The sequence below is a fragment of the Amycolatopsis sp. NPDC059021 genome (genome assembly GCF_042739895.1).
Classification (GTDB): Bacteria; Actinomycetota; Actinomycetes; order Mycobacteriales; family Pseudonocardiaceae; genus Amycolatopsis.
In genome coordinates, this window is the sequence record NZ_JBHYIQ010000050.1 from 31817 (window position 1) to 44664 (window position 12848).

At 69.8% G+C, this 12848-nt stretch carries 11 protein-coding genes; 6 read left to right on the forward strand and 5 right to left on the reverse strand.

The window, feature by feature from the left end; genetic code table 11:
- Positions 1-75 precede the first annotated feature (75 nt).
- Entirely contained in the window at positions 76-966 is an 891-nt protein-coding gene (locus ACFWX1_RS27035) for an SDR family oxidoreductase (RefSeq protein WP_378391876.1), read from the reverse strand.
- A complete protein-coding gene (locus ACFWX1_RS27040) occupies positions 947-2440 on the reverse strand; it encodes a flavin-containing monooxygenase (protein ID WP_378391878.1) in 1494 nt (497 codons plus the stop codon). The genes ACFWX1_RS27035 and ACFWX1_RS27040 overlap by 20 nt, the downstream gene beginning before the upstream one ends.
- Before the next feature lie 77 nt (positions 2441-2517).
- Between ACFWX1_RS27040 and ACFWX1_RS27045 the strand changes: the two genes are divergently transcribed.
- The 3 genes from ACFWX1_RS27045 (at position 2518) to ACFWX1_RS27055 (ending at position 4934) form a co-directional block, all read left to right on the forward strand.
- Positions 2518-3123, forward strand: coding sequence for a TetR/AcrR family transcriptional regulator (locus ACFWX1_RS27045; protein ID WP_378391879.1), 606 nt, complete (start codon positions 2518-2520; stop codon positions 3121-3123).
- 207 nt (positions 3124-3330) lie between these two features.
- On the forward strand, positions 3331-4185 hold the full coding sequence (locus ACFWX1_RS27050; protein ID WP_378391881.1) for a chitosanase: 855 nt from the start codon (positions 3331-3333) through the stop codon (positions 4183-4185).
- A 65-nt stretch (positions 4186-4250) separates the two neighbouring features.
- Positions 4251-4934, forward strand: coding sequence for a L,D-transpeptidase (locus ACFWX1_RS27055; protein WP_378391883.1), 684 nt, complete (start codon positions 4251-4253; stop codon positions 4932-4934).
- A gap of 1047 nt (positions 4935-5981) precedes the next feature.
- On the opposite strand, the gene ACFWX1_RS27060 is transcribed toward ACFWX1_RS27055, so the two are convergent.
- From ACFWX1_RS27060 to ACFWX1_RS27070, 3 genes are read right to left on the reverse strand one after another with little or no spacing between them, the layout of a single operon-like run.
- Positions 5982-6965, reverse strand: coding sequence for a PHP domain-containing protein (locus tag ACFWX1_RS27060; protein WP_378391885.1), 984 nt, complete (start codon positions 6963-6965; stop codon positions 5982-5984).
- Between the two features lie 17 nt (positions 6966-6982).
- Positions 6983-7486: a metallophosphoesterase family protein gene (locus tag ACFWX1_RS27065; RefSeq protein ID WP_378391887.1), complete on the reverse strand. Its 504-nt coding sequence runs from the start codon at positions 7484-7486 to the stop codon at positions 6983-6985.
- A 1-nt stretch (position 7487) separates the two neighbouring features.
- Positions 7488-8144: a GntR family transcriptional regulator gene (locus ACFWX1_RS27070; protein ID WP_378330164.1), complete on the reverse strand. Its 657-nt coding sequence runs from the start codon at positions 8142-8144 to the stop codon at positions 7488-7490.
- 104 nt (positions 8145-8248) lie between these two features.
- Here ACFWX1_RS27070 and araD point away from each other — a divergent pair, with 104 nt between their 5' ends.
- The 3 genes from araD to ACFWX1_RS27085 all read left to right on the forward strand — a co-directional run bounded on the left by araD (position 8249) and on the right by ACFWX1_RS27085 (position 12844).
- A complete protein-coding gene (gene araD / locus ACFWX1_RS27075; protein ID WP_378391889.1) occupies positions 8249-9967 on the forward strand; it encodes an L-arabinonate dehydratase in 1719 nt (572 codons plus the stop codon).
- Positions 9968-10091: 124 nt separating this feature from the next.
- Positions 10092-11906 (forward strand): VanW family protein, encoded by a 1815-nt coding sequence (locus ACFWX1_RS27080; protein WP_378391891.1) that lies wholly within the window; start codon positions 10092-10094, stop codon positions 11904-11906.
- Between the two features lie 38 nt (positions 11907-11944).
- Positions 11945-12844 (forward strand): arginase family protein, encoded by a 900-nt coding sequence (locus ACFWX1_RS27085; RefSeq protein ID WP_378391893.1) that lies wholly within the window; start codon positions 11945-11947, stop codon positions 12842-12844.
- Positions 12845-12848 lie beyond the last annotated feature (4 nt).

A 12848-nucleotide genomic window follows, 5' to 3' on the forward strand; every position in this document is an offset into this window, starting at 1 on the left:
GCCCCGGGGGGGGGTTTGTTGGTTTTTTTTGACTCTCGTTCTGTGTTGTGGGCCTCTCCCCGCCCCCCGCCGGCTTCAACCCCCCCCTACCCCCCACGACGTGCGGCGGGTGACCTGATCGGCCACGCGCCGGGTGTAGTCGGAGCGGGCTTCGGGATCCAGGGACGTGAGCGCGCGGTTGTCGCCGATGAGCGAGCGCGCGAAGGACATCACGCGTTCCGGGGTGAGCGCGTCGAGCAGGTCCCAGCCACCGACGTAACGCGGCACCGGGATTTCCGCGCGCCGCGTCCGGCAGCTGTCCACCACCGCGCGGGCGATGTCCTCCGGATCGACCGTCGGGAGGCCGCCGCCCAGCGGAACGCCGGACGCGAGCCCGGTGCGGACGGCACTGGGCAGGACCGCGCTGACGCTCACGCCTGCACCCGCGTATTCCCGGCGCACCGCGGCGGTCAGGCCGACCGCGGCGAATTTGCTCGCGTTGTACACCGCCATCCCCGGAATCGGGATCTTCCCCGCCATCGAGGCGATGTTGACGACGTGCCCGCGTCCCGCCGCGATCATCCCCGGCAGCACCAGCCGCATCCCGTGGATCAGGCCCCAGACGTTGACGTCCAGCGTGGTGCGGCTCAGCGCGTCCGGTTCCTCGACGAAGTCGCCGAGTGGCATGACGCCCGCGTTGTTGACCAGTACGTCGATCCGGCCGAACTCCTCGGTCACGGCGTCGGTGAAGGCGGCGAAGGACGCGCGAACGGTGACGTCCAGCGGGTACGCCCGCGCCTTGTCACCGATCTCTTTCGCCGCCTTCTCCACGACAGACGTGTCCAGATCACCGAGGCAGACGGTGGCGCCTTGCGCGGCGAACGCCTCCGCGGTGGCACGGCCGATCCCGCGTCCGGCCCCGGTGATCGCGACGATCGCGCCGTTCAGCGGAATGGCGGGATAGCGGTTACCGAACAGCGGTCGCATCGGATGTCCTTTCGTTGCTGGACCGGGAAACCAGGTAGTCGGCTTCGGTGAAAGCGCCGACCCGGTCACGCAACCGGCCGGTGGAGAACGGCCAGCTGAAACTGTTGCGCCCGTTGACATCGGTGTAGTAACTCGAACATCCGCCCGACTGGTAGACCGTGCCCGGCAACGCCGCCTGCACCTCGGCGTTGAACGCCGCCTGTGCCTCCGGCCGCACCCGCATGCTGGCCCAGCCGCCGCGCAGCGTCCGCGTGATCGCCTCGATCGTGTGCCGCAGCTGGGCTTCGAGGATCATGAACGCCGACGAGTGCCCGGTCCCGAGACTCGGGCCGAGCAGCAGGTAGAGATTGGGGAACCCGGCGACGGTGGTGCCGAGATACGCCTGCGGGCTGCCCTGCCAATGGTCGTCGAGACTGCGGCCCCCGGCGTCGAACACCCGCGCCGAGACCGGCATGTCGAGGATGTGGAAACCGGTGCCGAAGATGATCGCGTCGACCTCGGCGACGGACCCGTCGGCACCGAGCACCCGGTTGCCCTCGATCTCCCGCACCGCCGTCGGGTGGACGTCCACAGTGGACTTCGTGAGCGCGCGATAGTAGGTGTTCGACATCAGCAAGCGTTTGCAGCCGAGCGTGTAGTCCGGCGTCAACGCCTTGCGCAGCACGGGATCCCGCACGGTCAGCCGCAGATGCGCGAGGCCGATCCGCTGGACCTGGCGCAGCAGCCACGGATGCCGGAACCCGATGCCGAGCCCCTCCATGGCGGCGTACTCGGCCGAGCGCAAGGCTCGCTGGAGCGCGGGAAAACGGCGCAGCAGCAGGCGTTCGAGGCCGGGGACGTAGTGATCCGGCTTGGGCAGCACCCACTGCGCGGTGCGCTGGAACAGGTGCAGCCGCGACACCTTTCCCGCGATCTCGGGGATGAACTGCACCGCCGACGCGCCCGAGCCGACCACCGCGACCCGCTTGCCCGCGAGGTCGTAGTCGTGGTTCCAGCGCGCGGAGTGGAAGGTCTCGCCGGGGAAGCCGTCCAGCCCCGGCAGCTCCGGGATGAGCGGCTCATGCCACGGCCCGGTGCCCGCGACGAGCACACGCGCGGTGTACGGGCCCTGCGTCGTCTCCAGCTCCCAGCGCGCGTCGCGCTCGTTCCACTGTGCGCGCGTCACCTCGGTGTCGTACCGGATGCGCTCCGTGACGCCGTACCGCGCCGCGGTCCCCCGCAGGTACGCACGGATCTCCGGCTGCTTGGCGAACGCGCGGGTCCATTCGGGATTGGGCGCGAACGAGTAGGAGTACAGCGCCGACGGGACGTCGCAGGCGCAGCCGGGATAGGTGTTGTCGCGCCAGGTTCCGCCGAGCTCACCGGCCTTTTCCAGCACCGCGTAGTCGTCGATCCCGGCCTGGCCGAGACGGACGGCGGCACCGAGCCCGGATGCCCCGGCACCGATGACGAGGACTTCGAAGTGACGTTGCATGGTTTCGGATACTAGCAGTATCTCAATACTGCCGGTAGATGGATTACCCCGGGTGACGGTTCACTACAGTGACACCCGTGCCACGACTGACCCGAGCCGAAAGCCAAGCGCGTACCCGCGAGCAACTCCTCGCCACCGCGAAGGAGTTGTTCCTGCGTGACGGCTACTCGGTGACCTCGCTGGAGAAGGTCGCCGACGAGGCGGGCTACTCGAAGGGCGCGGTCTACTCCAACTTCCGCAACAAGGACGAACTCTGCCTCGCCGTGCTCGACCGGATCCACGACGAGCAGGTGGAGATGGTCGCGCAGGCGCTGGTGGACGCCGAGGGCCTGGAGGATCTGCTCGCCGCGTTCCAGGCCTGGGCCGAACGCAGCATCGGCGACGAGGCGTGGACGTCGCTGGAGGTCGAGTTCGCCGTCGGCGCCCGGCGCGATCCGCGGGTCCGCGCCGAACTCGCCGCGCGGGACAAGGCCATGCGCGACACCATCGCCGGACTGCTCACCGGGTTCTCCGAACGGCTGGGCATCACGCTGCCGATGTCCGCCGACGACGCGGCGACCGCCTTGCTCAGCCTCGGCATCGGACTCGGCGTGCAGCGCGCGATCGACCCGACGATCCCGGTCTCGGTCCTGCCCGACGTGATCCGCCTGTTCGCGGGCGCGCGCGACGCCGGAACGGCGTGATTTCGCCGCCTTCCTGTTCACGTATGTAAAAAACCCACATACCCCTTGTGTCGTGGCCGGGCGCCTCGTTATCGTGACGCCACGCCGCAGCTACACCGGCGCACCGTTTCCGGCGGCCGCGAGGCCGTCCGGGGAACGGGGCACCGGACGCCATGTCGGAAATTGCCGTGTTAAACCACGGCAATTGTGTGGAAGGGTATCCACGTCATGAGCAAGACGATGCGGCCGGTTTTCGCCCGCGGGCTCGGAATGGCCTCGATCCTCGCCGTCGCGATCGCGACGCCGGCGTTGTCGAACGCCGCCTTCGCGGCGCCTTCTCCCATCGCCGCCGCGCAGAGCGCGTTCGCCTCGGGTGGCGACCTGGCCACTCCGGAGAAGAAGGAAATCGCGATGAAGCTGGTGTCCAGCGCGGAGAACTCCTCGCTGGACTGGAAAGCGCAGTACAAGTACATCGAGGACATCGGCGACGGCCGGGGTTACACCGCCGGGATCGTCGGCTTCTGTTCGGGCACCGGCGACATGCTCGACCTCGTCGAAGCCTACACGAAGGCGACGCCGGACAATCCGCTCGCGAAGTTCCTGCCCGCACTGCGGAAGGTCAACGGCACGCCGTCCCATGACGGTCTCGGCGCGCCGTTCGAAAACGCTTGGAAACAGGCCGCGGCCACCTCGGAGTTCCAGACCGCGCAGAACAACGAACGCGACCGGGTCTATTTCAATCCCGCGGTCGGCCAGGGGAAGTCCGACAAACTCGGCGCGCTGGGCCAGTTCGTCTATTACGACGCCATCGTGATGCACGGACCGGGGGACAGCACCGACAGTTTCGGCGGAATTCGCGCGGCCGCGCTGCAGAAGGCGAAACCGCCGTCCCAGGGCGGTGACGAGAAAACGTATCTCAAGGCGTTCCTCGAGGCGCGCAAGGTGGTCATGAAGAAGGAGGAGGCCCACGCCGACACCTCCCGTGTGGACACCGAGCAGCTGAAGTTCCTCAACGAGGACAACCTCGACCTGCACACCCCGTTGAGCTGGCAGGTCTACGGGGACCCGTACGAGATCCGGTGACCCGCCGGGTTTCCGGCGACGCCGAAAAGCTGCGAGGTAAGGGTTTCGCACCCTAGGATCGCGGTATGGCCAAAAGATTCCTGCTGCCCCTCGCCCTCGCGGTGCTCGGCGTGACCACCTTCGCCGCCGCCGTGGTACCGGGCGAGGCCGCAGCGGACACCACTCCCCTGTCCTCTTCCTACGGCACCGCCGACCAGGTGGTCACCGTCGTCGGTGCCTCCCCGAGCGCCACCACCGCGAAACTCTCCGCGTGGCAGCGCGTGGACGGGCAGTGGGTGCGTGTGCTCGGCCCGGTGACGGCGAACGTCGGCACCGACGGCATCGGACAGGCGAGCGAATCGACCTCGCACACCCCGGCCGGGGTGTGGACGCTGACCGAGGCCTTCGGCATCCAGCCGAACAACGGCACCCGGCTCCCGTACCGGCAGGTCACCACCTCGGACTGGTGGGTCTCGGACGTCAAATCGCCGTACTACAACACTTACTACCACTGCGCTCCGGGCACCTGCCCGTTCAACGAGGCCGCCGGCGAGGACCTCGGCAAGGCCGGCCCGGTGTACAACCACGCGACGGTGATCGACTACAACCGGAACCCCGCCGTGCCCGGCAACGGTTCGGCGTTCTTCCTGCACGTGTCGTCCGGCAGGCCGACCGCGGGCTGCGTGGCCATCCCCAGCGGCGACCTGGACGCCGTAATGCGCTGGCTCGACCCGGCGCAACACCCGGTGATCGACATCAAGGTCGCCTGAGGCTCGGGGTGCGCACTCGTCGCCTTGGCTCCGAGTTGCGCGCTGTAGCGGAACATTCTCGGCGTGCCGTGCTGCCGGTAAGGCCACCTTGGGGGCGTCTGACGCCCCCAAGGTGGCCTTACCGGCACGTGAGTCCACTGTGGACACGGGTCGCGACCCGGCAGTCACTCGCCTGAGTTTCTGGCATTGGCGGCGGAAGCGCCGGGGCTCTTTTCGGCCCGGTGGACGCACCAGTGGCGCTCTCAGCGCCAGAGGATGCACCAGGGCGGCCCTCGGCGCCGGTTGCCCCCTCGGCACGCTGAACACACACCAGCGAAGTCCCACGCGGCACCAGCAATGCGACAAGGGCTCCCCTCGGTGCGGTGGATGCACCGGGGGCGTCCCTCGGCTCGGCCAACGCACCAAAGGCGCCCACGGCCCGGCCAACGCACCAAGGGCGTCCCTCGGCTCGGCCACCGCACCGGGGGCGTCCCTCAGCTCGGCCACCGCACCAAGGGCGACCCCGGTGCGACAGATGCACCAAAGGCGCCCCCCGGCTCGGCCAACGCACCGGGGGCGTCCCTCGGCTTGGCCAACGCACCAAAGGCGACCACGGCCCGGCCATCGCACCAAGGGCGCCCCTCGGCTCGGCCAACGCACCAAGGGCGACCCCCGGTGCGATAGATGCACCAGGGGCGTCCCTCGGCTCGGCCGCCACGGTGGAGGCTCCTTCGTGGCGAGCCACCACGTCGCGAACGCTCCGATCGGGACGCTCGACGTCCCGTACGCGTCGTTCAGGACACGAACCACCCCCGACCGTCCCGAACGGTCCGTTCGAGACACCCGCGCAGCGCGCGACCGGCCCACTCGCTCCGCCGCCATGCCGTGAAGGACCCCTTACCGGCGCTCAACGCCGTGAAGGAGTCCTTCACGGCATCGCGCCGCCGGATTCCGTCGGGGTGCGGCGATAGGATTGTTGCGGGGTCGTCCCCCAGGGTGGGTGGGGGTGTATCCCCAGTGCCGCCGAACCCTGTCGTCCATTGTGGACACTCCACAGGCGGAGCGGCTTCAGGCGGCGGCGAGCAGGATGTCGGCGGTGCGGGTGTTGATCACCCGGTCCGGGCCGATGCCCGCCTTCATAGCGCGTTCGCAGCCGTAGACCTGCCAGTCGAGCTGGCCCGGCGCGTGCGCGTCGCTGTCGATCGCGAAGTCGCAGCCCAGGTCGGCGGCCAGGCGCAGCAGCCGCATCGGCGGGTCGAGCCGTTCCGGGCGGGAGTTGATCTCCACCGCGACCCCGTTCTCCCGGCAGGCGGCGAACACAGCTTCGGCGTCGAACTCCGATTCGGGACGTCGGGAGCGCAGCCGCCCCGTGCAGTGCCCGAGCACCCGGACGTGCGGGTTCTCGATCGCGGCGAGCATCCGCGGCGTCATCTCCTTCGCGGGCATCCGGAGTTTCGAATGCACGCTCGCGACGACGAAGTCCAGGCGCGCCAGCAGATCCTCCCGCTGGTCCAGCGCGCCGTCGTCGAGGATGTCGACCTCGATCCCGTGCAACAGCCGGAACGGCGCGAGCACCTCGTTGGCCTCGGCGACGACGTCCATCTGACGCAGCAGCCGTTCCGGGGAGAGCCCGTTGGCGACGGTCAGCCGCGGCGAATGGTCGGTCAGGACCATCCACTCGTGGCCGAGCGCGCGGCCCGCCGCGGCCATCTCGCCGATCGAGCTGCCGCCGTCGGACCAGTCGGAATGCGTGTGACAGTCCCCGCGCAACGCGGTGCGCAACGGACCGCCGTCCGGCAGCTCGGGTTCGGTGAGTTTCGCGTGGTACGCCGGTTCCCGTCCGGCCAGCACGTCCTCGATGACCCCCGCGGTCGCCTTGCCGATCCCGCGCAACGCCGTCAGCGTGCCCGCCCGCGCCCGCGTGGCCAGCGCCTCCGGGTCCTGGTTGTCGACCACGGCCGCGGCCTGCCGGAACGCGCGCACCCGATAGGTCGGTTCGCCCGCGCGTTCGAGGTGGAACGCGATGTCCCGCAGAGCCTGTGCCGGATCCATGCCTTCTGTCTACTCCGTCAGGTCCGCCGCGGCAGCTCGTGCAGTGCGACGTCAGCCAACCGGCCCCGCGAGATCCGCGCGGTCCGGTACGTGCAGTACGGCTGACGGCGCCGGTCCGTCGGCGACCCGGGGTTGAGCAGCCGCAGCCCCGCCGGGGTCACCGAATCCCACGGGATGTGGCTGTGCCCGAACACCAGCACATCGGTGTCGGGGAACAGCGCGTCGCATCGCGACTCGCGGCCCTTCGCCGCCCCGGTTTCGTGGATCACCGCGAGCCGGACGCCGTCCAGCTCCACGCGCGCGACCTCCGGAAGCCGCGAGCGCAACGCGGGGCCGTCGTTGTTGCCGTACACCGCGATCAGCTGCTTGCAGCGGGCTTCGAGCGCGTCGAGAGTCGCGACGTCCACCCAGTCTCCGGCGTGCACGACGACGTCGGCCGCGTCGACCTCCCGCCACACCTGGTCCGGCAGCTCACGCGCCCGCGCGGGCAGGTGGGTGTCGGAGATCAGGAGGAGCCGCATTTCACTCGTCCAACGTCTTCAGCACGCGGTCGAGGAAGCCGCCGACGTGCTTGCGCAACAGGTCGGCCGCGCCGTCGGCGTCGCCCTTCCTCGCCGCGGCGAGCACCGCCTTGTGCTCGGTCCATTCCTTGCGCCAGCTGGGATTCGCCTCCCAGCCGATGACGCTGATCAGCGCCGCCCTGTCCCGCAGGTCGTCGAGGATCGACACCATCAGCGGATTGCCGCACCCCTGGTAGAGCGCGCGGTGGAACCGCCGGTTGAGCAGGCTCAGCGCGGCGTGGTCCTTGTCCGCGATCGCCGCCGACGCCTCCTTGAGCGCCTCGGCCGCGTCCTCGAACAACGCCGGTTCACGCCGCTCGACGGCGCGGCGCACCGCCTCGGGTTCGAGCACCGTGCGGACGTCGTAGACCGAGCGCGCGAGTTCGGCGTCGACAATGCTCACCGACGCGCCCTTGTACGGGCTGAACGTGACGAGCCCGGAGTTCGACAGGACCTTCAGCGCCTCCCGCACCGGGGTCTTGGAAACCCCCAGCCGCTGCGCGAGCTCGGCCTCGACCAGCGGCTGCCCCGGCTTGAACTCCTGGTTGAGGATGCCACGCCGGATCTCCTCCAGGACCACCTCGGTCCGGGAGGCGGGCAGGCTGAACGTCCCTGGCATCGGCCACTCCGCATCGGCAGGTCTTCGCAGATCCCGTCAATCTAACCAGCCAGGCTGTGACGACGTTATGCGACACGCTTCGTATATCAGATACCGTACCGCACATGAAGACTCCGGAGGAACTGCGCAGCCACCGCTGGTTCGGCGGCGACGACCTGCGTGGCTTCAGCCATCGCGCCCGCGCCCGGCAGCTCGGCTTCGCACCCGGTGAGCACCTCGGCAAACCGGTGATCGGGATCCTCAACACCTGGAGTGACATCAATCCCTGTCACATGCACCTGCGCGAACGCGCCGAGCAGGTCAAACGCGGGGTGTGGCAGGCGGGCGGCTTCCCGCTGGAGTTCCCGGTGGCCACCTTGTCGGAGACGTACCAGAAGCCGACGCCGATGCTCTACCGCAACCTCCTGGCCATGGAGACCGAGGAAATCCTGCGCTCCTACCCGATCGACGGCGCGGTGCTCATGGGCGGCTGCGACAAGACGACTCCCGCGCTGCTCATGGGCGCGGCGAGCGCCGGGCTGCCGGCGATCTTCGTCCCCGCCGGGCCGATGTTGCGCGGGCACTGGCGCGACGAAGTCCTCGGCAGCGGGACGGACATGTGGCGGTACTGGGACGACCGGCGTGCCGGGTTGATCGGCGACGAAGAGCTGTCGGAGCTCGAACGCGGTCTCGCGCGCTCGCCGGGGCACTGCATGACCATGGGCACCGCGTCCACGATGACGTCGGCGGCCGAGGTGCTCGGGCTGACGCTGCCCGGCGCGGCGTCGATCCCGGCCGTCGATTCCGCGCACCACCGGATGGCCGCGGCCAGCGGCGCCCGGATCGTCGAGATGGTCTGGGCGGACCTGACGATCGGCCGCGTGCTCGACGAGCGCGCGTACGCCGACGCCGTCACCACCGTGCTCGCGCTGGGCGGGTCGACCAACGCCGTGATTCACCTGATCGCGATGGCGGGCCGGAGCCGGATCCCCTTGAGCCTGAACGATTTCGACGCGATCGCGCGACGTGTTCCGGTGCTGGCGAACATCCGGCCCGGCGGCGCCTGGCTGATGGAGGACTTCTACTACGCGGGCGGGCTGCCCGGACTGCTGTCGCGGCTGACGGATCTGCTGCACACCGACCGACTCACGGTCAGCGGCCGCACGCTCGGCGAGACGCTGGCGACCGCGCGGGTACACAACGACGACGTCATCCGGCCGCGCGACAACCCGATCGCTCCCGAAGGCGGCGTCGCGGTGCTGCGCGGGAACCTGGCGCCGTCCGGCGCGGTGATCAAGCACATCGCCGCCGAGGCCCGGCTGCTCACCCACACCGGGCCCGCCGTCGTCTTCGACGACTACACCGACCTCAAGCGGCGGATCAACGACCCGGAACTGGGCATCACCGCGGATTCGGTCCTGGTGTTGCGGGGTTCCGGTCCGCTCGGCGGGCCCGGAATGCCCGAATACGGGATGCTCCCGATCCCCGACCGGCTGCTGGCCGAAGGCGTGCGCGACATGGTCCGGATTTCCGATGCACGAATGAGTGGCACCAGTTACGGAGCGTGCGTATTGCACGTCGCGCCCGAATCGGCCGCGGGCGGACCGCTCGCGCTGGTCCGCGACGGCGACCGCATCACCCTTGACGTTCCTGCCAGAACGCTGCGCCTGGAGGTCGACAGCGCCGAGCTGGATCGGCGCCGAGCTGCGTGGACACCGCCGGAACCAGCCTGCGAACGCGGCTACGGGGCGCTCTACGCTCAGCACGTCACACAGGCGGATCAGGGCTGCGATTTCGACTTTCTCGCCCGGCTGGGGCATACTCCCGAACCTGACCCGCGGTGATCCATCCACCCTTAAGTGTGACCGTTTTGTCCCCCGTACGGGCGAGTCGTCAGGCTTGTCCGAAGGCCCGTTATCGTGATCGCGTCAGCGGCGCAACCCCGGCGCCGGGCTGGAGGGTGGAAAGTTGCCGCACGAACCACGCTGGCCGGAATCGCATGGCGAGCAGACGGACGTTCTCCCCGTCGTCCCGCCGGAGCGGGCCGAGGCCACCGAGGTCATCGAGCCCGCCGTGCGGGCGAGCACACCGCGACGACGCCCTGGCCTGCGCAAGGCGGGCTGGATCGCCGGCGGGCTGTTCGGCCTGCTCGTGGTCGTCTACGCCATCGACCTGATCGCCAGCCAGGGCAGCGTTCCCCGCGGCGTCACCGTGGCCGGGGTCGACGTCGGCGGGCTGGACCGCAAACAGGCCGAACAGCAGCTGCGCGGCACGATCGAACCGCGGCTGACCCGGCCGCTCGCGGTGACCGCGGGTGACGTCCAGTCGACACTGTCGCCGACCATCGCTGGCCTGCGGCTGGACTGGCCCGCCACCCTCGACCAGGCGGGCGACCAGCCGCTCAACCCGTTCACCCGGCTCGCGTCGCTGTTCAGCAGCCGCGAGGTCGGCGTCGTCACGCACGCGGACGAGGGCAAGCTCGGCGCCGCGCTGGAGGATCTGCGCGGCCGCGTCGACCGCGAATCCGCCGAGGGCACCGTGCGCTTCGAGGGCGCGAAGCCGGTCGCGGTCATGCCGAAGCCGGGCCAGCAGCTCGACGTCGCCGCCGCCTCGCAGCAGATCCTCACGCACTGGGCGAGCGGCCAGACGATGAACCTGCCGGTGACCACCAAGGCGGTGCGGACCACGCCGCAGGGCGTCCAGGCCGCGCTCGACACGTTCGCCGCCCCGGCCGTCGCCTCGCCGGTCGTGGTCAAGGGCGAGGGCAAGGACGCGACGGTCAAGCCGGAGGCCATCGCGTCGGCGATCACGTTCGAACCGGGCGAGGGCGGCATGCTGAACCCGAAGGTCGACAACGCGAAGATCGTCGAGGCCGCCGGGCCGCAGCTGAAGTCCACCGAGAAGGAAGGCAAGGACGCGGAGATCGTGTTCGACGGCGGCAAACCCGCTGTCGAGCCCTCCGTGGACGGCCGCACGATCGACTGGGACCCGAGCCTCAAACCGCTGCCGGACGTCCTCAAGCGCAAAGACGGCCGCGAGCTCGCCGCGCTGTACAAGAACGCTCCGGCGAAGGTGACCACCGACCAGGCCAACCAGCTCGGCGTGAAGGAGGTCATCGGCGAGTTCACCACCGGTGGTTTCGCCGCGGACTCCGGGACCAACATCCGCGTGGTCGCCGAGAAGGTCAACGGCGCCATCGTGAAACCCGGCGAGACCTTCAGCCTCAACGGCTACACCGGCCCGCGCGGGGCGCCGCAGGGGTATGTCGAGGCGGGCGTGATCGAGAACGGCGCTCCCGCGCGCGAGATCGGCGGCGGCATCTCCCAGTTCGCGACCACGTTGTACAACGCGTCGTACTTCTCGGGCATGAAGGACGCCGGGCACAAGGAACACAGCTACTACATCAGCCGCTATCCCGCCGGGCGCGAGGCGACGGTGTTCCAGAACCCCAACGGTTCCAGCGTGATCGACCTGAAGTTCACCAACGACAGCCCGAACGGCGTCGCGATCCAGACCATCTGGACGCCGTCCTCGATCACGGTGAAACTGTGGGGCACCAAGCGGTACACCGTCGAGTCGATCCCCGGCGGCCGGACCAACGAGACTCCGCCGTTCGAGCGGGCCGGGCCGAAGCAGAACTGCCACCCGTCCAGCGGTGGCCCCGGGTTCACCACCAGCGACACGCGCGTGCTCAAGGACGCCGCGACCGGCCGTGAGGTCAGCCGCTCGACCAGGACCGTGAAGTACGACCCGTCGCCGAAGATCACCTGCGGCGACCAGTAACCCGGGAATTGTCGGTGGCCGCCGCTAGGGTGACGGCCATGGGGAATCTCGTCGTGCTCGACGCGCCGTCGAACCTGGGCCTGCGCCCACCGGCCGACGGCGCCGTACCGGGCTGCTACAAGACACCCGGGGTCCTGCGGGACCTCGGGCTCCTCGCCGCGCTCGGCGCCACCGACGCCGGAGTGGTGACACCGGGGCGGTATCTGTCCACTTGGGAGCCGGGTGACGGCGTCCGCAACTCGGCCGCCATCGCCGCGTACACCCGCGCGCTCGCCGCCCGGCTGGCGAAGGTCCGTGCCGGCGGCGGTTTTCCCGTGGTACTCGGCGGGGACTGCTCGATCGCGCTCGCCGCGGCGCTGGCGCTGCGGCGCGAAGGCCGGTACGGCATCGCGTACCTCGACGGGCACAGCGACTTCCGGAGCCTGGAGAACTCCCCGCACGTCGGCGCGGCGGCCGGGGAGGATCTGGCGATCATGACCGGGCGGGGCGCGCCGGATCTCGCCGAGATCGACGGTCTGCGGCCGTACGTGCGGGATGAGGACGTGGTCGTGCTCGGCGTGCGGGAGCGCGAATCCGGCGAAGTCCGCGAAGCCGGGATCCGCGCCGTCGCCAGCGAATCGATCATGGCGGGCGGCGTCGGCGAGGCACTTTCCGCTGCGCGGGAGACGTTCTCGGGTCTCGACGGCTTCTGGGTCCACGTGGACATCGACGTGCTCGACCCGGAATATGTGTCCGCAGTGGACAGTCCCGATCCCGGCGGTCTCGATCCGGAAACCCTCGTCGCCTTGCTGCGCGGGCTGTTCGCGCTGCCCGGCGTGGCCGGGTTCGAGCTGACCGTGTTCGATCCCGACCTCGACCCCGACGGCCGCCAGGCCCGGCTCGTGCACGACGTCCTTGTCAAGGCATTCACCGATTTCCGGCCAGGGAGCACATCTTGAGCAC

Coding starts and splice junctions, on each gene's coding strand:
- araD (WP_378391889.1), top strand. CDS start 8,249: ATGAAGACTCCGGAGGAACTGCGCAGCCACCGCTGGTTCGGCGGCGAC.
- ACFWX1_RS27055 (WP_378391883.1), top strand. CDS start 4,251: ATGGCCAAAAGATTCCTGCTGCCCCTCGCCCTCGCGGTGCTCGGCGTG.
- ACFWX1_RS27035 (WP_378391876.1), bottom strand. CDS start 966: ATGCGACCGCTGTTCGGTAACCGCTATCCCGCCATTCCGCTGAACGGC.
- ACFWX1_RS27070 (WP_378330164.1), bottom strand. CDS start 8,144: ATGCCAGGGACGTTCAGCCTGCCCGCCTCCCGGACCGAGGTGGTCCTG.
- ACFWX1_RS27060 (WP_378391885.1), bottom strand. CDS start 6,965: ATGGATCCGGCACAGGCTCTGCGGGACATCGCGTTCCACCTCGAACGC.
- ACFWX1_RS27050 (WP_378391881.1), top strand. CDS start 3,331: ATGAGCAAGACGATGCGGCCGGTTTTCGCCCGCGGGCTCGGAATGGCC.
- ACFWX1_RS27085 (WP_378391893.1), top strand. CDS start 11,945: ATGGGGAATCTCGTCGTGCTCGACGCGCCGTCGAACCTGGGCCTGCGC.
- ACFWX1_RS27040 (WP_378391878.1), bottom strand. CDS start 2,440: ATGCAACGTCACTTCGAAGTCCTCGTCATCGGTGCCGGGGCATCCGGG.
- ACFWX1_RS27065 (WP_378391887.1), bottom strand. CDS start 7,486: ATGCGGCTCCTCCTGATCTCCGACACCCACCTGCCCGCGCGGGCGCGT.